The following is a 19,797-nucleotide window of genomic DNA, read 5'->3' as shown; positions in this document are numbered from 1 at the left end:
TGCCTTATTCCGACGGTACCTTGCCTGGCCCCCCGTTCGGGCCCCCCTTGGCACGGTTCACTGTGACGTGGACCGTGTCACACCGTGCCGAGGGGGCCCCAACGGGACGACCCCGTGTCTCAAACGAGCGAGTTGTTGTTCAGCTTGCGCGTGGAGATGATCTGGTCGACCAGGCCGTACGCCAGCGCGTCCTCGGCCGTGAGGATCTTGTCGCGCTCGATGTCCTCGCGGATCTTCTCGATCGGCGTGGTCGAGTGCTTGGCCAGCATGTCCTCCAGCTGCGCACGCATCCGGAGGATTTCGTTGGCGGCGATCTCCAGGTCGGAGACCTGACCGCGGCCGGTCTCGCTGTACGGCTGGTGGATCAGCACGCGCGCGTTCGGCAGCGCCATGCGCTTGCCCGGCGTACCGGCGGCGAGCAGGATCGCGGCGGCGGAGGCCGCCTGACCCATGCAGACCGTCTGGATGTCGGGCTTCACGAACTGCATCGTGTCGTAGATCGCGGTCAGCGCCGTGAAGGAACCACCGGGGCTGTTGATGTAGACCGAGATGTCCCGGTCGGGGTCCATCGACTCCAGGCACAGCAGCTGCGCCATGACGTCGTTGGCGGAGGCGTCGTCGATCTGCACGCCGAGGAAGATCACGCGCTCCTCGAAGAGCTTCGCGTAGGGGTCGTACTCGCGGACGCCCTGCGAGGTGCGCTCGACGAAGCGCGGGATGACGTAGCGGGATTCGGCGCGAGGGCCGGTGTACTCGGCCTCGGTGCGGGCGAAGAGGCCGCTGCCGGGGAAGTCGTTCACGGTGTCTCCTGGAAAGAGGACTGGGCGGGTGGCTGAAGGGGCTGGGCGGGGTACTGACGGCTTCCGGGGTGCCTGGCGGCCTCCGGGGAGCCCGCACCTGCCTGGCGGGCTCTGAGGCGCCCCCAGGGGCTTCGGGGACCGTTGAGGCTCCCTGAGCCTCTGAGGGGCTCCTGGGACTCCCCGGGCCTCGAAGCGGATTCCGGCGGAGGTCCGCAGGGCCCGATGGGCTCCGGGGCTCCGAAAGCGCTTCAGTGGCTCACGGGAATCCGCGGGGCAGCCTGCGCTGCCCGGCTGCCGTCAGTGGTCCTCAGGCCGCCCCGGTACCGCCGCCGCCCGGCATGCCGGCGGCCGTCGGGATGACGTCGTCGATGAGGCCGTACTCCTTGGCCTCGAAGGCGTCGAACCAGCGGTCGCGGTCCGAGTCGCGGGTGACCTGCTCGACCGTCTGCCCGGTGTGCTGGGAGGTCAGCTCGGCCATGCGCTTCTTGGTGTGCAGCAGCCGCTCGGCGTGGATCTTGATGTCGGAGGCCGAACCCGCCAGACCCGCGGAGGGCTGGTGGATCAGGATCTCGGCGTTCGGCAGCGCGAAGCGCTTGCCGGGCGTGCCCGCGCTGAGCAGGAACTGACCCATGGAGGCCGCGAGACCCATGGCGATGGTCACCACGTCGTTCTTGATGAACTGCATCGTGTCGTAGATCGCCATGCCGGCCGTGATGGAACCGCCGGGGCTGTTGATGTAGAGGTAGATGTCCTTGTCCGGGTCGGCGGCAAGGAGCAGCAGCTGTGCGGTGATCTTGTTGGCAATGTCGTCGTCGACCGGCTGGCCGAGGAAGATGATCCGCTCACCGAGCAGCCGGTTGTAGACCTGGTCGCCGAGGCCACCGCCGATGGAGGGCTCGCCGGCGGCGTAGGGCATCAGATTCGTCACGTATCCACCTGCTCGTCTTACGACGGCGCCGGGCCGTCTCACGTGTACTGCCGGGGGCAACGGAGACTCCCCTGCCCTCGTACTCATGGACCCTAACGCGCGGGTCCCTTCGGGGAATCCCGGAGAGGAGGGTGTTCGCCGGGGGCGTAGACGCGGGGCTCTCCCCGGCGGGCGGCCGCGGACCGTCACGCCCGCGGTCGTGGCCGGTCGCGCTCCGCAGCGGAGCCACCGACCGGCTCCCTGCCCGGACCCCCGGGCAGGCCGCCCGGACGACCGCCCGGACGCCTTCCTGCGGCGGCCCCTGCGCGAGCGCCCCGCGGATCATCGCGACGGCCGCCGCGCCGTACGACAGAAGGGCCCCGGAGCGCATACCGCCCCGGGGCCCTCATGTCTGCGTCAGAGGTGACGTCCGGCCGCTCAGGCCTCGGTCTTCTCCTCGGTGTTCTCCTCGGAGGACTCCGCCTCGGCAGCGGCCTCCTCGGTCTCCTCCTCGTCGTCCAGGTCGACGACCTCGCCGTTGGTGTCCTTCACCGTGGCGGACTCGACGACCGTGGCCAGCGCCTTGCCGCGGGCGACCTCGCCGACCAGGAGCGGAACCTGGCCGCCCTCGACGACCGCCTGGGCGAACTGGTCGGGGGACATGCCGGAAGAGGCGGCACGGCGCATGAGGTGCTCGGTGAGCTCCTCCTGGTTGACGTTCAGCTTCTCGCGCTTGACGAGCTCGTCGAGCACGAACTGGGTCTTGATGCCCTTGACCGCGGCCTCACGGGTCTCGGTGTCGAACTCCTCGGCGGTCTTGCCCTGGATCTCCAGGTACTTGTCGAGGTCGAGGCCCATCTGGCCGAGCTGGTGGTGCTCCAGGTTGTGCTTGCGGGTGTTGACCTCTTCCTCGAGCAGCTTCTCGGGGACGGGCACCTCGACGAGCTCCAGCAGCTTCTCCAGGACGCGCTCCTGGGCCTGCGTGGCCTGGTCGTACTGCTTCGTGTTCTCGAGGCGCTTGCGGCTGTCGGCCTTGAGCTCCTCGAGGGTGTCGAACTCGGAGGCGAGCTGCGCGAACTCGTCGTCCAGCTCGGGGAGCTCGCGGGCGGCGACCTGGGTGACCTTGACGGTGACCTCGGCCTCCTTGCCGGCCGCCGAGCCGCCCTTGAGCTCGGAGGTGAAGGTGGCCTCGCCACCGGCCTCCAGGCCCTTCACGGCCTCGTCGATGCCTTCCAGCAGCTCGCCCGAGCCGATGGTGTAGGAGACGCCGCTGGCGACGCCGTCCTCGAGGATCTCGCCGTCGACCTTGGCCTCCAGGTCGACCGTCACGACGTCGCCGTCCTCGGCGGCACGCTCGACCGGGGAGGTCGAGGCGAAGCGCTCGCGGAGCTGCTCGACCGCCTTGTCGATGTCCTCCTCGGATACCTCGACGGCGTCGACCTCGACCTCGATGGAGGAGAAGTCCTCCGGGAGCTCCAGGGCGGGGCGGACGTCGACCTCGGCGGTGAAGTTCAGCGTCTCGCCGTCCTTCAGCTCCGTGATGTCGACCTCGGGCTGGCCGAGGACGTCGATCTCGGCCTCGTTGACCGCCTCCGTGTAGAACTTCGGCAGCGCGTCGTTGACGGCCTCCTCCAGCACGGCGCCACGGCCGAAGCGCTGGTCGATGACCCGGGCGGGGATCTTGCCCTTGCGGAAGCCCTTCACCGTGACCTGCTGGTTGATCTTCTTGTACGCCGCGTCGAGGCTGTCCTTGAGCTCCTCGAAGGGCACCTCGATGCTGAGCCGAACCCGAGTCGGGTTCAGGGTCTCCACGGCGCTCTTCACGGTTCGGTCTCCTTGGGGGCTGACTTCTTGGTTTCTGCAAGAGCCAGACCGGCTCCCGCGGATTCGCCGCCCGGAGGACCAACCAGAGGATGAGGCATACGGGCGTGCAGCTTGCATAGTAACGGCAGCGAGGACACGCCCCAAAGGCGATCAAGCGAGGTGACCGCCCAGAGGTCGGCGACGGCCGGTGAGGGCCGGTCGTGGTCGGGGTGGCGGGATTTGAACCCACGGCCTTCCGCTCCCAAAGCGGACGCGCTACCAAGCTGCGCCACACCCCGTCTGGTGCGTCACGTAGGGTACATGGCCGCAGACCGTCTGACCGCCCCTTTTGCCGAGCCACGGGGCCGATGGCGGCGGCCGGGGAAACGGGGTGTGCACCGAGGGGCGCCGACCCGCTACGATGCTCGAAGTGCCGCGGTCGGCTGACCTGCGGCGCGTCGTGTGCGGGCGTAGCTCAATGGTAGAGCACTAGTCTTCCAAACTAGCTACGCGGGTTCGATTCCCGTCGCCCGCTCCATCCGCATCAGGGCCAGGTCAGAGGATCATTCCTCCGCCTGGCCCTGACGCGTTTCCGCGGTCGTGTTCAGTCCGACGTGTCCCCCGCGTGCCCCTTCGGCCGGCGTGCCCTGTCGACGAGGTCACTCAGCGCGTCGGCGATCAGCCGGTCACGGTCGGCACTCGCGGCCGGTGGATCAGCGCGGCACGGGCGGTGCTGTGGCCCATGCGCGCCATCAACTCGCGCGTGCTCGCACCGGCCGACGCCGCCAGGGTGTTCCCGGTGTGCCGAAGATCGTGGAAGTGCAGGCCGTGCGTTTTTGCGCGCTTCGCCCCACAGCGACCCGCCGTGGCATCAGCGACATGGGAGCACGCATCTTGGGGCCGCCGCGGGGCCGTCCGGCGGTGCTCGCCTTGCCAGGTGTACTCGGTCGCGTTGAATTGTTCGACGATCTCAAACCGCCGATGAGGACAACGGCGAGCAGAGCCACACCCACGAAGCGTGCGATGCGGTTACGGCCATTCGGGTTGGGGTGCTTCTTCCTGGCAACAGTGCGCGGCTGACATCAGCGCCGGCAGACGGTGACGGCCCCGTCCCGGCTTTCGTCCCGACCGGTAACCCTGCTCGCCTGGGCAACCTTGGCGGGCGTACTGACTCAGAGACTGGCGAGCCCACTTCTTTTTTCGAGGGGTGAGGCCCCGGGGCACCGGCTCAGGTCGAGCTCATCACCGGACATGGACGGCCATCTGCGCCCCTGATCGTCGAATGAGGCCAAATCGCGACCTACTGGGATCTGGTCAGGTTCGCTCACACTCAAACACATGGGGGCGATTCGGGATCGTGACCAGTTGGCGTGCCATCGCTGCGGGGAGACCAGCCACGCCGTGCGTGAGCGCGGACGGTTCGGCCTCATGGCGAGCTACTGCGAGGGGTGCTGGAGCACCCTCGCCAACGAGATGGCCGAAGCCGATGGGGCCACAGCCGCACCCGGACCGGATCCCGGCCCCGACGACATGACATGGATCGAGCCACCACTTTGCACCGAATGTGACGCATTAGTTCGTATATATCCCACCAACTACGACCGGTGGGTCAGCCTTGCCATGGTGGAGTTGCCCGCCAAGGACGTCCCAGAGGCCTTCAGGTGGCGTTTGACGAGGCTGCCGGGGCGCTCCCTCATCCCCACGGACATCGTGGCCGTGCGGGTCCGTGGAATCGATCCGCTGCCGAGCGAACCCGTCATCCCGGCTCACCGCATGATGTGCATCCCCGAGTGGGGTGAGCCGTAGATCGCACGGCCGCGAGCAGGAGGCCCGGCCCCGTGCCCATAGCGCAGCCGATCGGGCAGCGACCGGCGGGGAGTGGCGGGGAACACCGGAGAGGGACCCGAGAACCCGCACGTCAGCGACTCGCCGGCTCAGCCTCCCGTCCCCATACGCGATCTTCTCGTCGCGTTCGTCTCGTCGCGCCAGCCGCAGCAGCTCGACACCCCCCGACGACGAACCCACGCCCCGCCCCCTTCCCGTCCCTGATCGCCGCGCGCGTTCCGAGGCCGGGGGCCCGCAGGCCACCGGTGCCGAGCGGACCGCCCGATGATCGAGTGGGGTCAGAAGCTGATCGAGTTGATGGTGTCGGCGAGGGAGTTGAGGAAACGGTTGATCGATGGGGCCATGCCGGTGGAGGCGAGGAAGAAGCCGAACAGGATCGCGACTATCGCCGGGCCCGCCTTGATCGACCCTCCCCGGATCAGCACCACCAGGATGATCGCCAACAGCAGCACCACTGACAGTGAAATGGCCACAACTGATCACACACCCTCGGTCGGTCCGCACTCCCGAGACCATCGTGCCACCAACGGGGCCTCCCTATGCGGCCCGTGACGCATCATCGCGTGGCGCCGTCCGGCCGGGGTCCGCTCACACGGCAATTCGAGCACATACCCGCACGGGGAATTGAGACAGTTCGCTGCCGTGTCCACACAACGTCTGCGCACTTATTTCGAATTGTGGCCACAGACTCGTCAACTCGGGTCCCCTACCGCCGTTATGCACCTTTTAGTCGGTATGAATCATGACATCTCAACCGATCTCGAGGTGCGCTCACCATCCCGGCAGCCAATACGACGGTCAATGCGGCGGGCAATCCGAACGGCAATAACTGGGAATGACCTGGGCCGTTTTACGAATACGCACACGCGGCGCTAGGGTGCCTCAAATGTTCCACGCCGCCTCGTCTCTCGTTCCGAGCCCGCGCTCGGCCCAGAACCAGAACGATCAGCACGACCAGTCCGGGGACAGATCCGTCGAACGTCCTTCCCCGCGGCCCGCCGCGAAGCGCGACGCGTTCTTCGACAACGCGAAGTACCTGGCGATCGTGCTGGTGGCCGTGGGTCACGCCTGGGAGCCGCTGAAGGGCGACAGCCGGGTGCTCCAGGCCGCGTACATGCTCGTGTACGCGTTCCACATGCCGGCCTTCATCGTCATCTCCGGGTTCTTCTCCCGCAGCTTCGACGGAAGTCCCGGCCGGCTGAAGCGGCTCATCACGGGCGTCGCCGTGCCGTACGTGGTCTTCGAGACGGCCTATCCGATCTTCCGGCGCTACGTCGACCACACCCCCACCCAGGACATCAGCCTCCTCGACCCCTGGTACCTGACCTGGTTCCTGTGCGCGCTGTTCATCTGGCGGCTCACCACCCCGGTGTGGAAGCTGGTCCGCCATCCGCTGCCGCTCGCGCTGGGCATCGCCATGCTGGCGAGCGTCACGCCGGCCATCGGCGACGACCTGGACCTCCAGCGGGTCCTTCAGTTCCTGCCGTTCTTCGTCCTCGGCCTGTGCCTCGAGCCCCGGCACTTCCGGCTGGTGCGCCGTCGCCCGGTGCGGATCGCGGCCGTGCCGGTGTTCGCCCTCGCGCTGGCCTTCACCTGGTGGGCGGTGCCGCGGATGAACGGCGCCTGGCTCTACCACCGCGACTCCGCGCAGGAGCTGGGCGCCCCCTGGTGGGCCGGCCCCGTCATGCAGCTCGCCCTGTTCGGCTGTTCCCTGCTGCTGACCGCCTGCTTCTTCTCCTGGGTGCCGGGCCGCACCATGTGGTTCACGGCGCTCGGCGCGGGCACGCTCTGCGGCTACCTGCTGCACGGATTCCTGATCAAGACCGCCGACTACCGCGGCTGGTTCGACCACCCCGCGCTGCACCGGCCGCTCGGCGAGATCGCCGTCAGCGTCGCGATCGCCGCGGCCGTCACCCTGCTGTGCACCCCGCCCGTACGGCGGGTCTTCCGGTTCGTGCTGGAGCCCAGGATGGAGTGGGCCTTCCAACGGGACGCCGCCGCACTCGCCCGGGAGCGCGAGACGCGGGAGTCGCGGGACGGCCGAGGCAGCCGGGACAGCGGCGACACGCGGCGCGCGAAGGAAGCCGGCGCCTGACGTTCTCAGCCCGCGTGCCCCGTATCACCCGTGAGACCCGGGGCGCCGGTGAGATCCGGGGCGCCCGTGAGGCCGAGGAGTGTGCGCATCCGTGCGTACTTCTCGGTCAGGCGCGCCCGGGTCGGCGCGTCCAGGACCGCCAGTCGCGCCGGGTCCGCGTTGTGCGCCAGATCAGCTTCCTTCACCAACAGCGCGCCCGGGGTGGCCAGGATGCGCGCCGCGTACGTCTCCGGCGTCTCCCCCGCCCGCTTGGTGACCGCCAGGACGACGGCCTTCGTGCGGTCGCTCAGCGCGGCCTCGTGCAGCCATGCCTCGGACAGGGCCTCGTCCTCGACCGCGTCGTGCAGCCAGGCCGCCGCGATCTGTTCGGCGTCGCCGCCCCGCGCGCGTACGCCCGCCGCGACCGCCTGGAGGTGCTCGGCGTAGGGCCGGCCCGCCTTGTCGGTCTGTCCCTCATGGGCGGCGCGGGCGAGGGTCTCGACCTCGGACAGGGTGAGCATGGCGGTTCTTCCCTCGGGCGTCTCGGGAGAGGTCAGGACAGCAGGACCGACTGGGCGGTCGGCCCCTCTCGGCAGATCAGCAACAGGGCACGGTCGTCGTTGACGTCCTTCGCCACCGCCTCGATCAGGTGCCAGGCGGCGCCCTGGAAACCGCCGGCCACATAGCGGTCGGCCTCGCCGGTGAGCCGGTCGATGCCCTCGACGATGTCCCGGTCGGACGTCTCCACCAGGCCGTCGGTGAACAGCATCAGCACGTCGCCGGGGCGCAGCGAGCCCTTCACCGGGTCGAACTGGGCGCCGTCGTACACCCCGAGGAGGGGGCCCTCGGCGGCCTTCTCCTCCCAGCGGCCGCTGCCCGCGCTGAGCTGGAGGCCCGGCGGGTGACCGGCCGAGTAGAGCTCGTAGTCGCCGGAGTCGAGGTCGAGGACCAGGTGGATGGAGGTGGCGAAGCCCTCGTCCCAGTCCTGGCGGAGCAGATAGCCGTTGGCGGCCGGGAGGAAGGCGTGCGGGGGCAGGGAGCCGAGCAGACCGCCGAAGGCGCCGGACAGCAGGAGCGCCCGCGAGCCGGCGTCCATGCCCTTGCCGGAGACGTCCGTGAGGACGACCTCCAGGGTGCGGCCCCCGTTCGTCCGGGCCGCGACGACGAAGTCGCCGGAGAACGACTGGCCGCCGGCAGGCCTCAGCGCCATCTCGCGGTGCCATCCCTGCGGCAGGCCCGGAAGCTTGCTCTGCACCCGGATGCGCTCGCGCAGGTCGAACAGCATGGTGCCGCCGCGCCGCCAGGGCACGCCGACCCGGCTGCGGAACTGGGCGATGAGCAGCCCGAAGAAACCGCATGCGGCGACGACCAGGACGACGCCCGGGGTGACTCTGGACGGGCCCTGTGTGTAAGGGCCCAGTTGTACCGACTCCACGATGAGGGCCGTGGCCGCCGCCGCGTACAGGCCGAGCAGGCTCGACGGGCGCAGCAGCAGCCCGCCGGCGACGATCGGCAGGACCAGGGCGGCCGGGGAGCACCACACGGAGTCGGCGAGCGTGGTGAGGGCGATCAGCGGGACCGTGAGCAGCAGGAAGGCCAGCGCGATCCAGTCCGAACCGTCGCCGCGGAAGTAGTCCACGGCGCTTCTGCGCACGCCGGTGCGGACCCGGTGCCACAAGTGCTTCAACCGGGCCGTCAACGTCTCGGCTTCCGCGCGCCGCTGTCGTCCTACTGCCATTAGTTCGGGACCCTATCCATCGAACCCGCCGCTTGGCACGGGAGGTCCCACTTGTCCCCCCTCAGAGGCTCAACTTCACAGTGAACTTCACGGAAAGCGCTCGCGCCCCGAGGAGGGAGAAATTGGCTGGCCCGCCCCGCACCTGCCTGCTAGGCATGACTCCATGACCGGTGACGCGGCGGACCGCTGGGTCTCCTCGGCGGCCGGCGGCGGGAGCAGCGGAAGGTGCGGGAGATGTGGGAGATGCGGGAGTTGCCGGAGCCAAAAGTGCTCGAACCGGGCGAATGGGACGAGTGGTACGGCACCTTGCTCCGCGCCTTCGGCGGGCTCGGGGAATCGACCGAGGAGCGGGAGCTTTTCCGGGCGCTCACCTCGTGCGAGCGATCGCTGGGCGTGTGGGACGACGGCCGGTGCGTGGCCACGGCGGGGGCGTACGAGTTCCGGCTGACCGTGCCGGGCGGGGCCTCGGTACCGGCGGCGGGTGTGTCGATGGTCGGGGTGAGCGCGACCCACCGGCGGCGCGGGGTGCTGACGTCGATGATGCGGCGGCAGCTCGACGACGTGCGGGCGTGGGGCGAGCCGCTCGCGATCCTCACCGCCTCCGAACCGGCCATCTACGGACGGTTCGGGTACGCCGCGGCCACGTTCGGGCTGCACGCCGAGATCGACACCAGCCGGGTACGGCTGTCCGTCCCGGCCGGCACGGACGACGTACGGCTGCGCTACGTCGATCCGGGAGCGGAGCTCGAGGCCTGCGAGGCGGTGTACGCGCGGACCGTGTCCCGCCGGGCCGGGATGCTCGCGCGCCGGCCGGACTGGGAGCGGCTCGGACTGCTGGATCCGCAGAGCGAGCGGGGCGGTGCGTCGCCGCTCCAGTGCGTGCTCGCCGAACGGGACGGGGAGGTCACCGGGTACACCCGCTTCCGGGTGCGGCCCGAGTGGCGCGACAGCGGGCACAACGGGCAGGTCGTCCTCCAGGACCTGACGGGGGCCGATCCGGTGTCGGAGGCGGCGCTGTGGCGCTTCCTGTTCGGGATCGATCTCACGACCTCGCTGAAGGTGCGGGCGCGGCCGATGGACGAGGCCTGGCAGCACCTCGTCTCCGACATCCGGCGGTGCGAGCTGCGGGTGCGGGACTCGCTGCATGTGCGGCTGGTGGACGTGGGCGCGGCGCTCGAGGCGCGTACGTACCAGGCGCCGGTGGACGTGGTGTTGGAGGTCGAGGACGCCTTCTGCCCGTGGAACTCGGGGCGTTGGCGGCTGTCGGGGGACGGCAAGGGGGCGGTGTGCGTGCGTACGTCCGATGCCGCCGATCTCGCTCTGTCGGTGCGGGAGTTGGGGGCGGCGTACCTGGGGGGTGTCGGCCTCGCCTCGCTGGCGGGGGCCGGGCGGGTGCGGGAGCTCAGGCAGGGCGCGCTGGCAGAGGCCGCGGTGGGGTTCGGCACGGCCACGGCTCCCTGGCTGCCGCACGGGTTCTGACAGGTCCAGGCGTCCGCGGGTCCGCCCGCGGCGGGGGCCGGGGGCGCCGGGTCAGTTCGTCTGGCAGGTCGGGCACCAGAAGAGGTTGCGGGCGGCGAGGTCCGCGGTGCGCACGGTCTCGCCGCAGAGGTGGCAGGGCTGGTCGGTACGGCGGTAGACGTACACCTCGCCGCCGTGATCGTCGACGCGGGGCGGGCGGCCCATCGCCTCCGGGGTGTGCTGCGGGCGGACCGTGTCGATGCGGTTGTTGCGCACGCCCTCCCGCATGAGGGCGACGAGATCGGCCCAGATCGCGTCCCACTCGGCGGGGGTGATGTCCCGGCCCGCGCGGTACGGGTCCATCCGGTGCCGGAAGAGGACCTCGGCCCGGTAGACGTTGCCGACGCCGGCGATGACCTTCTGGTCCATGAGGAGGGCGGCGATCGTCGTACGGCTGCGGGAGACGCGGGTGTACGCGGCTCGGGGGTCGGCGTCGGCGCGCAGGGGGTCGGGGCCGAGGCGGGCGTGTATCGCCTGCTTCTCGACGTCCGTGATCAGGGCGCAGGTGGTGGGGCCCCGGAGGTCCACGTAGGCGGTGGGGTCGGCCAGCCGCAGGCGGACCGTGTCCGTGGGCGGCGGTGCGGGCGCCGGGCCGAAGGTGACCTTGCCGAACAGGCCGAGGTGGATGTGGATCCACCGGTCGCCGGTGAAGCCGAGGAAGAGGTGTTTGCCGTGCGCCTCGGTGTGGGTGAGGGCGGTGCCGGCGAGGAGGGCGGCGGCGTCGGCGAACTTGCCCTGGGGGCTGGTCACCTGGAGGGGGCGGTGGATGAAGCGGGCGTAGTCCTGCGCCAGCCGGTGAATGGTGTGGCCTTCTGGCACCGGTGTCTCCTCTTCCCCTTCCCGACCGTGCAGCCGCCCACCCGACCCGGTCGGCCGGGCGGTGAGCCGTGCGGGAGCGCGCCCCGAAACCTCGCCCGCCCGTCCGACCCGGTCGGATGGGTGGCGAGCCGTGTGGAGGCCCCGAAACCTCGTCCCCTACCGGACCCGGTCGGCCGGGCTACGTCTCCACACCTCGCAGGCGGCCACGTCCCGGCGCCCCGCACGGGTGCGTCTTCGCACCCCGCGGGGCGCGGCCGTCACTGCTGGGGGTGGTGGGGCGGGATCGCGGGGAGGTCGCCGGTGGTCTCGTACGCGGACAGCATGTCGATGCGGCGGATGTGGCGCTCGTCCTCGGAGAACGGCGTGGCCAGGAAGGTCTCGACGAACTTCGTCGCCTCGTCCTGGGTGTGCATGCGGGAGCCGACGGCCACGACGTTGGCGTTGTTGTGCTGGCGGCCGAGAGACGCCGTCTCCTCGCTCCACGCCAAAGCGGCACGGACGCCCTTCACCTTGTTCGCCGCGATCTGCTCGCCGTTGCCGGAGCCGCCGATCACGATGCCCAGGGACGCGGGGTCCGCGGCCGTGCGCTCCGCGGCGCGGAGGCAGAAGGGCGGGTAGTCGTCCTGGGCGTCGTAGATGTGGGGCCCGCAGTCGACCGGGTCGTGACCCGCCGCCCTGAGCCATTCGACGAGGTGGTTCTTGAGTTCGAAGCCGGCATGGTCCGAGCCGAGATACACGCGCATGAGTCGAGTGTGACACGAGCGCCATGGGGTAGCAGCGCCGGGTGCCGCGTCCGAAAACCGTGAGCCACCCCATGGAAGCTCAGGAAAACCTCAAGTAACGATCTGGAATCGAAGGTTCCCGAATCCATTCTCCTCGGATTCACTGGACCGGCTCGTACGCCCCCCACGCACGATCCACCTGATTCAGCTCACGCGGCGCAAAGGAAATCCATCCCTATGACTTCGCAGCCGACCCTCACCAAGGCCGATCACGGCCCCGGAGGTCCCGGAGAACCCGGATCCGGATCCGGGCTTCAGGCAGGGCTCAAGAACCGGCATCTCTCGATGATCGCCATCGGCGGTGTCATCGGCGCCGGACTGTTCGTCGGTTCCAGTTCCGGAATCGCCACCGCTGGGCCGGGCATCCTGCTCTCCTACGCCCTCGTCGGCACGCTCGTGGTGCTGGTGATGCGGATGCTGGGCGAGATGTCCGCGGCCAATCCGACCTCCGGTTCGTTCTCCGCGCACGCCGACCGGGCGCTCGGGCGCTGGGCCGGGTTCTCCATCGGCTGGCTGTACTGGTTCTTCTGGGTCGTCGTTCTCGCGGTGGAGGCCACCGCCGGGGCCAAGATCCTCGAAGGGTGGATGCCCGCGGTACCGCAGTGGGGGTGGGCGCTGCTGGTGATGGTGGTGCTGACCGCCACCAACCTCGTCTCCGTCGGGTCCTACGGCGAGTTCGAGTTCTGGTTCGCCGGGATCAAGGTCGTCGCGATCGGCGCCTTCATCGTCGTCGGCGGCCTCGCGGTCTTCGGCGTGCTGCCCGGTGCCCACAGCGACAAGGCGGGGCTCGGCAACCTCACCGACCACGGCGGCTTCCTGCCCCACGGACCCGGCGCCATCCTCACCGGTGTACTGCTCGTCGTCTTCTCCTTCATGGGCAGCGAGATCGCGACCCTCGCGGCCGGCGAGTCCGAGAACCCGCAGCGGGCCGTGACGAAGTCCACGAACAGCATCATCTGGCGTATCGGCGTCTTCTACCTCGGGTCGATCTTCGTCGTCGTCACCCTGCTGCCGTGGGACGACGCCTCCATCAAGGACAAGGGGTCCTACGTCGCGGCCCTCGACACCCTGGGGATCGCGCACGCCGGTCAGATCATGAACTTCATCGTGCTCACGTCGGTGCTGTCCTGTCTCAACTCCGGGCTCTACACGGCATCCCGCATGGCCTTCTCGCTCGGCGAACGCGGTGACGCGCCGAAGATGTTCGCCCGGACCACGAGTCGTGGTGTTCCGCTCGCGGCCATCGTCGCCTCGGTGACGTTCGGGTTCGTCGCCGTCTTCTTCAACTACAGGTTCCCGGACTCCGTCTTCCTCTTCCTCGTCAACTCCAGTGGCGCCGTGGCCCTGTTCGTCTGGCTGGTGATCTGCTTCTCACAGCTGCGGATGCGGAAGATCATCGAGGCCGAGGCGCCGGAGAAGCTGGTCGTGCGGATGTGGCTGTACCCGTATCTCACCTGGGCGACGGCCGCGCTCATCGTCTTCGTGCTCGGCTACATGCTGACCGACACCGAGGGCGAGAGCAGCGGGCGGACCACCGTGCTGCTGTCGCTGCTCGTCGCGGCTCTCGTGGTCGGCGTCGCCTTCGTGAAGGAAGGCCGGGTCAAGGCCAGGGCCCAGGGCCGGCCCGAGGTCCAGACCACCGGGGGCGCCGGCAGCACCGGGGCCAAGGTCGAGGCCGAGTAGCGCTCCGGGCCGTCGGAAGTGTGCAGGGGTCCGCTTCGGCGGGCCCCTGTCTTCGTGCGCCCCCTCCCCCGCTCACTCCCCTTTTCTCTCCCTCTCCTTCTCCTCCCCCTCTCCCTCCCTCTCCTCTCGGCCTCTCGTTCCCGTCCTCTCGTTCCCGTCCTCTCCACCTCCCTCGCCTCACGTCACCTCACCACGAAGCTGTCCTTGACCTTCTCGTACGTCTTCAGGGCCGCCGCCTCGGTCTCGGGCTGGTACCAGGTGTTGATCTGGTACGACTTCCCGCTCTCGTCGAAGCCCAGGAGCCGGGCGTGCCAGGGGGTGCCTTCGAGGGTGAAGGTGTACTCCCATACGACTGCCGGGCCGCCCCGGAACGTGGTCTCCTCCAGACGGATCTTGTTGTAGTCCCGGCCCTGCTGGGCGTTCCGTTCGGAGGTCCGCCAGGTCTCCATCAGGTCGCCTCGGGCCAGGGAGGACTTGGCGACGAGTTCCTGGGTGCCGTCCGGGGACGTGTAGTGCACCTCTGCGCCCGTCTTCACATCCCGCCGCCAGCCCTTGGGGGTGGCCCATGCGAAGCCGCCGGCCTCCTGGTGTGTGCCCGGAGGCAGACTCGGCGGCCTGAAGGTCCCCGCGACGGTCGGCGAGACCGAAGGGCTCGAGCCGGTCCCGGCGCTCGAGCCGGTGACCTTCGCGGGCCCGGACGACGAGCCGCCCGCCTGGTTGTCGCCGTCGTGCGAGCCGGGGGCCGATGCCAGCACGATCGCGAGGACCGTACCCACGGCGACGATTCCGACGGCGGCGGCCGTGGCGGTGCCGCGGCCCGTCCATCGCCCAGCCCGTCCGTCACGGTGCCCGGCGTCGCCTCGCGCAGGACGCCCGACCGCACCGGGAGCGGCCGGTACGGCGGGTCCTGGCAGCTCGGCGCCGTGCGGCACGCCCGCCCGGCGGGTCGACACGTCCGGGCTCGCCACCGGAGGCGGGCCGGCCTGCGCGGTGGGGCGGGGGGCCGGGTCCTGGGCGACGTACGGGACCGGCGCGGCGTGGGCGTGCGGGGCGGGGCCGCGTTCGGTCACCGCCCGGGAACGGGCGAGTGAGACTCCGGAACGTGGGGGTGGGTGTGCCGACGGGCCGGGGGACGGGAGTTCGGACCCCGCCTCCGAGCGCATACCCGCGCTTCCACCCTCCCCGGTCGCCGTCACCGTCGGACCAGGGGGCGGGAAGGCAATGGGGTGGAGGACGGATTTCAGGTGGGTGAGGGTGGGACGGGCGGTGGGCTCCTTCGCCAGGAGGGCCGTGAGGATGTCGTACAACGGGCCGGCGGCGGCGGGGAGCAGAGGCTCCTCGTAGAGGACGGCGTGCAGGGTCGCCAGGGTGGTGTCCCGGAAGAAGGGCGAGTGGCCGGCGAGGGCGGCGCAGAGCGTCGCGCCCAGCGACCACACGTCGGACGGCGGGCCCTGCGGACGGCCCGAGATGCGCTCGGGGGCCATGTAGTCGGGGGAGCCGACCAGCATGCCGACCATGGTCAACGCCGTCGCGTCCTGGATCGCGGCGATACCGAAGTCGGTGAGGACCACCCGCCGGCCACCGCCCTCCCCGATGCCCGTGCTCCCCGTGCCCCCCGTGCTCTCCGTGCCCCCCGTGTTCCCCGTGTCAGCCGTACCTCTCCCGCTCTCAGTGCCTCCCTCCCTCCCCGTGCTCCTCTCGCCTTCCACCAGGACGTTGCCCGGTTTGATGTCGCGGTGCAGCACGCCCCTCGCGTGCACCTCACGCAGTGCGGTGACCAGGCCCAGGCCGATCCGGGCGGTCTCGCGCGGGCTCAGTGGGCCTTCCTCGGCCATGACCCGTTCCAGGGAACGGCCGGCCACCAACTCCATGACGATCCACAGGCGTTCGCCCTCGTCCACGACGTCGTAGACGCGCACCACGTGGGGATGGTCGATCCGGGCGGTGGCCCGGCCCTCGCGCAGCGTGCGTTCGCGGCGGGTGCGGGTGTCCTCCGGGTCGAGTCCGTCGATCCGCATCTCCTTCACCGCGACCTGCCGGTCGAGCATTTCGTCGACGGCTCGCCACACCCGCCCCATTCCCCCCTGGCCGATACTCTCGACCAGTCGGTAGCGCCCGTTCACGAGCAACCCGGGGAAACCGCCAATCCCCGGATCCCCCGCGTTCCCCGAACTCTCCGGATTCCCTGCGTTTCCCCTGTTTCCCGCGTTTCCCGCATTTCCCGGCAATCCGCCGCACCCCCTCCATTGCCCGGCCCCCGAAACACAATAGTCACACTTAAGGCCGTACAAGCATAGTGGCGAGAAATCTTGTGGTACCTCTTCCAGTACTGCGAATTCAGGCGCAGCCAAGGGGGGCGAACATGAGTTCTCTTCGTGCGACGACCGTCGCCGGATCGCTGGTCGCGGCATCTTTCTCGGCGGTGTTGATCCTTTCCTTCCCCGCCGGGGCAGATGACCAGGGACCCGGGAGCAGCAAGGGGGGCAAACCCGTCGACGAGGCACCCGCGGGCGTGAGGACGACGACGACACTGCCGCAGCGGATCTCGGTGGACAACAGTTCCGGGAAAACGTCGATCACCGCCACGGTGAAGAACGAGGGAACCAAGGAGAGCGGACGGATAAGGCTTTTGGTCGTCGGGTTCGACGGCCTCACGGTCAAAAGCGTCCAGGGGTGTGACGCCATCGCGAAGAAGGATCTTCCGGAAGGATCGAACAGCGGCTTCTCCTGCCCCGTCGGCAATCTCGCGGCCGGGGCGGCGAAGTCCTACTCCGTCGACGCGACTTTCGATCTGAGCAAGACCGGGAAGATCTGCCTTCCCGTCCAGACCGGTGACGGGAAGAAGACGTTCTGGCAGCAGGGCCCGGTGCCGTTCGGCACGGCGAATCCGTCGCCCAACGCGCCCGCGACGCCGCTGCTCCTCGGCACCGACAACAAGCCCGTGGCACCCGGGGGCGACGAACTGCCCAGGACCGGAGTCGGCCGGGACGTGCTGCCGCTCGGCGCGGCCGGAGCCGCACTGCTCGCGGCGGGCGCGGCCGGACTGTGGTGGTCCGGGCGGCGGCCGCAGCGCCAGGCGGGCTGAGCGGCACGTGAGCCGAGCGGCGCCCAGGCTGAGCAGCACGTGAGCCGAGCGGCGCCCAGGCTGAGCAGCACGTGAGCCGAGCGGCGCGCAAGCTGATCAGCACGTGAGCCGAGCGGCGCGCAAGCTGATCAGAAGGCGGGCTTGAGCCGGCCGCCGCACGCAAAGAGGTTCGCCGGGTCGGGTCGCGCGGTGCGATCCGACCCGGCGAACCTCTCGGCGGGCGTCCAGGGGGGCGGTTACTCCTTCACGAGCTTCCACGCCGTGGGGAGCAGCCCCATCGCCAGGACCGCCTTGACGGCGTCGCCGATCAGGAAGGGGGTGAGGCCGGCCGCGATCGCGGCGGAGGCGGACATGTCGGCGGCGTAGGCCAGGTACGGAACGCCCACGAGGTAGATGATCGCCTCACCGAGCAGCATCGTGCCCGCCATGCGCGCCGCGGAGCGGTCGGCGCCCCGGCGGGCCAGGGCGCCCACGGCGGCGGTCGCCAGGATCATGCCGAGGATGTAGCCGAAAGAGACGGAGACGCCGGAGCTGCCGCCCGCGAACCACGGCACCCCGGCGAGACCGGCGAGGGCGTAGACGGCGAGGGAGGAGACCCCGCGGCGGGCACCCAGCGTGGTACCGACGAGCAGCGCGGCGAAGGTCTGGCCGGTCACCGGGACGGGGCTGCCGGGAACGGGGACCGCGATCTGGGCCGCGAGGCCGGTGAGCGCGGCGCCGCCGAGCACGAGCGCGAGGTCCCGGACACGGGTGGAGGCACCGCCCGCGCGGAGCGTGGGCGAGGGGAGGAGGTCGGCGAGGACCGTTCCGGGACGGGCGGGGGTGACGGCGGCGGTGCTCATGGGGACTCCGCGGGACGGGGACGGACGGGACACGGCGACGCTATCCCAGGGGGAGCGGGGCGATCACCGTCAGTGGTCGACAAACGGTCGAACGCGGGGTTGGTGGGCTCCCGACAAAAGGTGGGCGTTACACACGGTACGAGGTGACCCCGGTCACTGAGGTGGAGTGGTTCGGGATACCCGGGCCCCTTCGGCGGCCTCTGTAGGGTTTCACCAATCGAACGGCGGCCGTCTCGCCCGTCGGTCGCTGTCTGGGCAGGGCCGGTCCGCTTTGCTAGCTTCGAGCCATGGTTGCCCAGGCCCAGGCTCTGAACTTCTCGTCGCGTCGCCATGTCGACCTGCGACGCGTGGGCGCGGCCGCCTGTCGCCCTCCGGTGTGAGGCGGGCGGAGCCGATCATCCGGCGCGTCACGCTCCACGGACGGCGCAGTGTCGGACCGGCTCCCGACTTCCGAGGAAGTTCCCCATGCCCCGTACAGCGGCTTTTCCCGCCCTGTCCTCTCCCGTCACCCGGGTCGCAGACAGCGACCGGCGGCGCACCAGCGCCAGTGTGATCATGCGGTCCGTGCTGGAGCACGGACCGGTCGCGCGCTCCACCATCGCCCGGCTGACCGGGCTGTCCCCCGCGTCCGTCACCGACCACTGCGCCCGGCTCACCGGGCTCGGTCTGATCCGGGAGGCCGAGGCGCCCCGGCGCAGCAACGGGGTGGGCCGGCCGCACGTGCCCGTGGACCTGGACGACTCGCGGCTGGTGGTGGGCGGGGTGCATGTGGCGGTGCCGTACACGACCGTCTCCCTGCTGGATCTGCGCGGCCGGGTGGTGGCGCGGCGGGAGTTGAGGCATCGGAGCCTCGAACCGTCCGAGGTGCTGGCACGGGCCGCCGACGGGCTCGGCGCGCTGCTGGAGGAGGCGGCCGGCTGCCGGGCCCTGGGCGTGGGGGTCGCGGTGGGTGGCTGGGTGGACCGGGATTCGGGGACCGTCGTCGAGCATCCGCTGCTGGGCTGGCGGGACGTGGCGGTGCGGGAGACGGTCGGTGCGCGCACCGGGCTGCCGGTCCAGGTGGACGGGCACGCGCGGGCGCTGGTCAACGCGGAGCGGTTGTTCGGGCGGGCGCGCGGCAGCCTCAGCGTGCTGCACCTGTTCGTCGGGAACATGGTCGACGCGGCGTTCGCCACCCACGACGAGGTCCACCACGGGCCGCGTTCACAGGCGGGCGCCATCGCGCATCTGCCGTTGCCCGGCGGGACGGAGCCGTGTGACTGCGGCCGGGTCGGCTGCCTCCAAGTGGAGCTGAGCGAGCGGACGTTGTGCGGGCGGGCCCGGCGGGCCGGGGTGATCGACGGGGTGAACCCGATGCGTGTGGTCGCCGCGGCGGACGCCGGGGACCCGGTGGCCGCACGGCTGTTGCGGGAGCGGGCGCGGATGGTGGGCCGGGCGACCGCGCTGCTGCTGGACGTGCTCAATCCGGAGCGGGTCGTCGTCACCGAGGTGGGCGTGCTGTACCGGGAGGACTGTCTCGCCGCGCTGCGGGACGAGGTCGGGGCGGGGCGTGCCGCCGCCGTCTCGCCGAGCAGTTTCCCCGGCACCGTGCTGGCCATGGCGGGCGGGGCGGTGGCCCTGGACGTGCTCTACCGCGATCCGCTGGCCTCGTCCTCCGGCCCGGGCGCCTGAGCCGAGTTAATTCAGAAACTCCGAATGTTGACAGGCCCCACACGTGGACAGGAACATCTATCCCATGAGCTGTCGCACTTTCTGTTGCTGACGCCCCGGCGCGCCGGGAGCGCCACCTTCTCCCGCATTTCGCCGTAGGAACTCGTCGCGTTTCCCTGCGAACACCTTCGGTTCGTCGCGCTTCGTCGCGGATACTTCGCGGCCCCTTCCAGCTTCTCGCAGGAATGTCC

General features: G+C 70.3%; 16 protein-coding genes and 2 tRNA genes. 7 read left to right on the top strand and 11 right to left on the bottom strand.

Annotated features, from left to right (window positions below; translation table 11 throughout):
- Positions 1-119: 119 nt before the first annotated feature.
- From OHS71_RS26680 to OHS71_RS26665, 4 genes are all read right to left on the bottom strand, one after another.
- The gene (locus OHS71_RS26680; RefSeq protein ID WP_328481863.1) at positions 120-800 is read right to left on the bottom strand and encodes an ATP-dependent Clp protease proteolytic subunit; all 681 of its coding nucleotides are present in this window, start codon (positions 798-800) and stop codon (positions 120-122) included.
- A 307-nt stretch (positions 801-1,107) separates the two neighbouring features.
- Positions 1,108-1,716 carry an ATP-dependent Clp protease proteolytic subunit gene (locus OHS71_RS26675; protein ID WP_189709844.1) on the bottom strand — a complete coding sequence of 203 codons (609 nt, stop codon included), beginning with the start codon at positions 1,714-1,716 and terminating at the stop codon, positions 1,108-1,110.
- 429 nt (positions 1,717-2,145) lie between these two features.
- Positions 2,146-3,531 carry a trigger factor gene (tig, locus tag OHS71_RS26670; protein ID WP_328481862.1) on the bottom strand — a complete coding sequence of 462 codons (1,386 nt, stop codon included), beginning with the start codon at positions 3,529-3,531 and terminating at the stop codon, positions 2,146-2,148.
- Positions 3,532-3,732: 201 nt separating this feature from the next.
- Positions 3,733-3,809, bottom strand: a tRNA-Pro gene (locus OHS71_RS26665).
- A 165-nt stretch (positions 3,810-3,974) separates the two neighbouring features.
- Here OHS71_RS26665 and OHS71_RS26660 point away from each other — a divergent pair.
- Together OHS71_RS26660 and OHS71_RS26650 are read left to right on the top strand one after the other, a co-directional pair.
- A tRNA-Gly gene (locus OHS71_RS26660) sits at positions 3,975-4,048 on the top strand.
- Positions 4,049-4,848: 800 nt separating this feature from the next.
- Positions 4,849-5,316 carry a DUF6083 domain-containing protein gene (locus OHS71_RS26650; RefSeq protein WP_328481861.1) on the top strand — a complete coding sequence of 156 codons (468 nt, stop codon included), beginning with the start codon at positions 4,849-4,851 and terminating at the stop codon, positions 5,314-5,316.
- Between the two features lie 317 nt (positions 5,317-5,633).
- Here OHS71_RS26650 and OHS71_RS26645 read toward each other — a convergent pair whose 3' ends face one another.
- A complete protein-coding gene (locus OHS71_RS26645; RefSeq protein ID WP_108999428.1) occupies positions 5,634-5,828 on the bottom strand; it encodes a hypothetical protein in 195 nt (64 codons plus the stop codon).
- Between the two features lie 413 nt (positions 5,829-6,241).
- Between OHS71_RS26645 and OHS71_RS26640 the strand changes: the two genes are divergently transcribed.
- Positions 6,242-7,450 (top strand): acyltransferase family protein, encoded by a 1,209-nt coding sequence (locus OHS71_RS26640; RefSeq protein WP_328481860.1) that lies wholly within the window; start codon positions 6,242-6,244, stop codon positions 7,448-7,450.
- Positions 7,451-7,455: 5 nt separating this feature from the next.
- On the opposite strand, the gene OHS71_RS26635 is transcribed toward OHS71_RS26640, so the two are convergent.
- Together OHS71_RS26635 and OHS71_RS26630 are read right to left on the bottom strand one after the other, a co-directional pair.
- Entirely contained in the window at positions 7,456-7,950 is a 495-nt protein-coding gene (locus tag OHS71_RS26635; protein WP_328481859.1) for an HD domain-containing protein, read from the bottom strand.
- 32 nt (positions 7,951-7,982) lie between these two features.
- Positions 7,983-9,167, bottom strand: a complete 1,185-nt coding sequence (locus tag OHS71_RS26630; protein ID WP_328481858.1) for a PP2C family protein-serine/threonine phosphatase — start codon at positions 9,165-9,167, stop codon at positions 7,983-7,985.
- Between the two features lie 234 nt (positions 9,168-9,401).
- Between OHS71_RS26630 and OHS71_RS26625 the strand changes: the two genes are divergently transcribed.
- On the top strand, positions 9,402-10,646 hold the full coding sequence (locus OHS71_RS26625; protein ID WP_328481857.1) for a GNAT family N-acetyltransferase: 1,245 nt from the start codon (positions 9,402-9,404) through the stop codon (positions 10,644-10,646).
- A gap of 51 nt (positions 10,647-10,697) precedes the next feature.
- Here OHS71_RS26625 and OHS71_RS26620 read toward each other — a convergent pair whose 3' ends face one another.
- Together OHS71_RS26620 and OHS71_RS26615 are read right to left on the bottom strand one after the other, a co-directional pair.
- The gene (locus tag OHS71_RS26620) at positions 10,698-11,504 is read right to left on the bottom strand and encodes an Fpg/Nei family DNA glycosylase (protein WP_328481856.1); all 807 of its coding nucleotides are present in this window, start codon (positions 11,502-11,504) and stop codon (positions 10,698-10,700) included.
- A 257-nt stretch (positions 11,505-11,761) separates the two neighbouring features.
- Positions 11,762-12,247, bottom strand: coding sequence for a ribose-5-phosphate isomerase (locus OHS71_RS26615; RefSeq protein WP_328481855.1), 486 nt, complete (start codon positions 12,245-12,247; stop codon positions 11,762-11,764).
- 216 nt (positions 12,248-12,463) lie between these two features.
- On the opposite strand from OHS71_RS26615, the gene OHS71_RS26610 reads away from it, so the two are divergent.
- On the top strand, positions 12,464-13,969 hold the full coding sequence (locus OHS71_RS26610; RefSeq protein WP_328481854.1) for an amino acid permease: 1,506 nt from the start codon (positions 12,464-12,466) through the stop codon (positions 13,967-13,969).
- A gap of 182 nt (positions 13,970-14,151) precedes the next feature.
- Here the strand turns inward: OHS71_RS26610 and OHS71_RS26605 are convergent, their stop codons facing one another.
- Positions 14,152-16,047, bottom strand: coding sequence for a protein kinase domain-containing protein (locus OHS71_RS26605; RefSeq protein WP_443047174.1), 1,896 nt, complete (start codon positions 16,045-16,047; stop codon positions 14,152-14,154).
- Positions 16,048-16,331: 284 nt separating this feature from the next.
- Here OHS71_RS26605 and OHS71_RS26600 point away from each other — a divergent pair, with 284 nt between their 5' ends.
- Positions 16,332-17,054, top strand: coding sequence for a hypothetical protein (locus OHS71_RS26600; RefSeq protein WP_328481852.1), 723 nt, complete (start codon positions 16,332-16,334; stop codon positions 17,052-17,054).
- A 236-nt stretch (positions 17,055-17,290) separates the two neighbouring features.
- Here the strand turns inward: OHS71_RS26600 and OHS71_RS26595 are convergent, their stop codons facing one another.
- Entirely contained in the window at positions 17,291-17,896 is a 606-nt protein-coding gene (locus tag OHS71_RS26595) for a biotin transporter BioY (protein WP_328481851.1), read from the bottom strand.
- Between the two features lie 465 nt (positions 17,897-18,361).
- Between OHS71_RS26595 and OHS71_RS26590 the strand changes: the two genes are divergently transcribed.
- On the top strand, positions 18,362-19,567 hold the full coding sequence (locus tag OHS71_RS26590; RefSeq protein ID WP_328481850.1) for an ROK family protein: 1,206 nt from the start codon (positions 18,362-18,364) through the stop codon (positions 19,565-19,567).
- Positions 19,568-19,797: the final 230 nt, after the last annotated feature.

It is taken from the genome of Streptomyces sp. NBC_00377 (assembly GCF_036075115.1).
GTDB lineage: Bacteria > Actinomycetota > Actinomycetes > Streptomycetales > Streptomycetaceae > Streptomyces.
This window is presented reverse-complemented; position numbering and strand designations above follow the sequence as displayed.

Coding starts and splice junctions, on each gene's coding strand:
- OHS71_RS26630 (WP_328481858.1), bottom strand. CDS start 9,167: ATGGCAGTAGGACGACAGCGGCGCGCGGAAGCCGAGACGTTGACGGCC.
- OHS71_RS26635 (WP_328481859.1), bottom strand. CDS start 7,950: ATGCTCACCCTGTCCGAGGTCGAGACCCTCGCCCGCGCCGCCCATGAG.
- OHS71_RS26605 (WP_443047174.1), bottom strand. CDS start 16,047: ATGGGGCGGGTGTGGCGAGCCGTCGACGAAATGCTCGACCGGCAGGTC.
- OHS71_RS26610 (WP_328481854.1), top strand. CDS start 12,464: ATGACTTCGCAGCCGACCCTCACCAAGGCCGATCACGGCCCCGGAGGT.
- OHS71_RS26625 (WP_328481857.1), top strand. CDS start 9,402: ATGTGGGAGATGCGGGAGTTGCCGGAGCCAAAAGTGCTCGAACCGGGC.
- OHS71_RS26640 (WP_328481860.1), top strand. CDS start 6,242: ATGTTCCACGCCGCCTCGTCTCTCGTTCCGAGCCCGCGCTCGGCCCAG.
- OHS71_RS26600 (WP_328481852.1), top strand. CDS start 16,332: ATGAGTTCTCTTCGTGCGACGACCGTCGCCGGATCGCTGGTCGCGGCA.
- OHS71_RS26615 (WP_328481855.1), bottom strand. CDS start 12,247: ATGCGCGTGTATCTCGGCTCGGACCATGCCGGCTTCGAACTCAAGAAC.
- OHS71_RS26590 (WP_328481850.1), top strand. CDS start 18,362: ATGCCCCGTACAGCGGCTTTTCCCGCCCTGTCCTCTCCCGTCACCCGG.
- OHS71_RS26675 (WP_189709844.1), bottom strand. CDS start 1,716: ATGCCCTACGCCGCCGGCGAGCCCTCCATCGGCGGTGGCCTCGGCGAC.
- OHS71_RS26650 (WP_328481861.1), top strand. CDS start 4,849: ATGGGGGCGATTCGGGATCGTGACCAGTTGGCGTGCCATCGCTGCGGG.
- OHS71_RS26595 (WP_328481851.1), bottom strand. CDS start 17,896: ATGAGCACCGCCGCCGTCACCCCCGCCCGTCCCGGAACGGTCCTCGCC.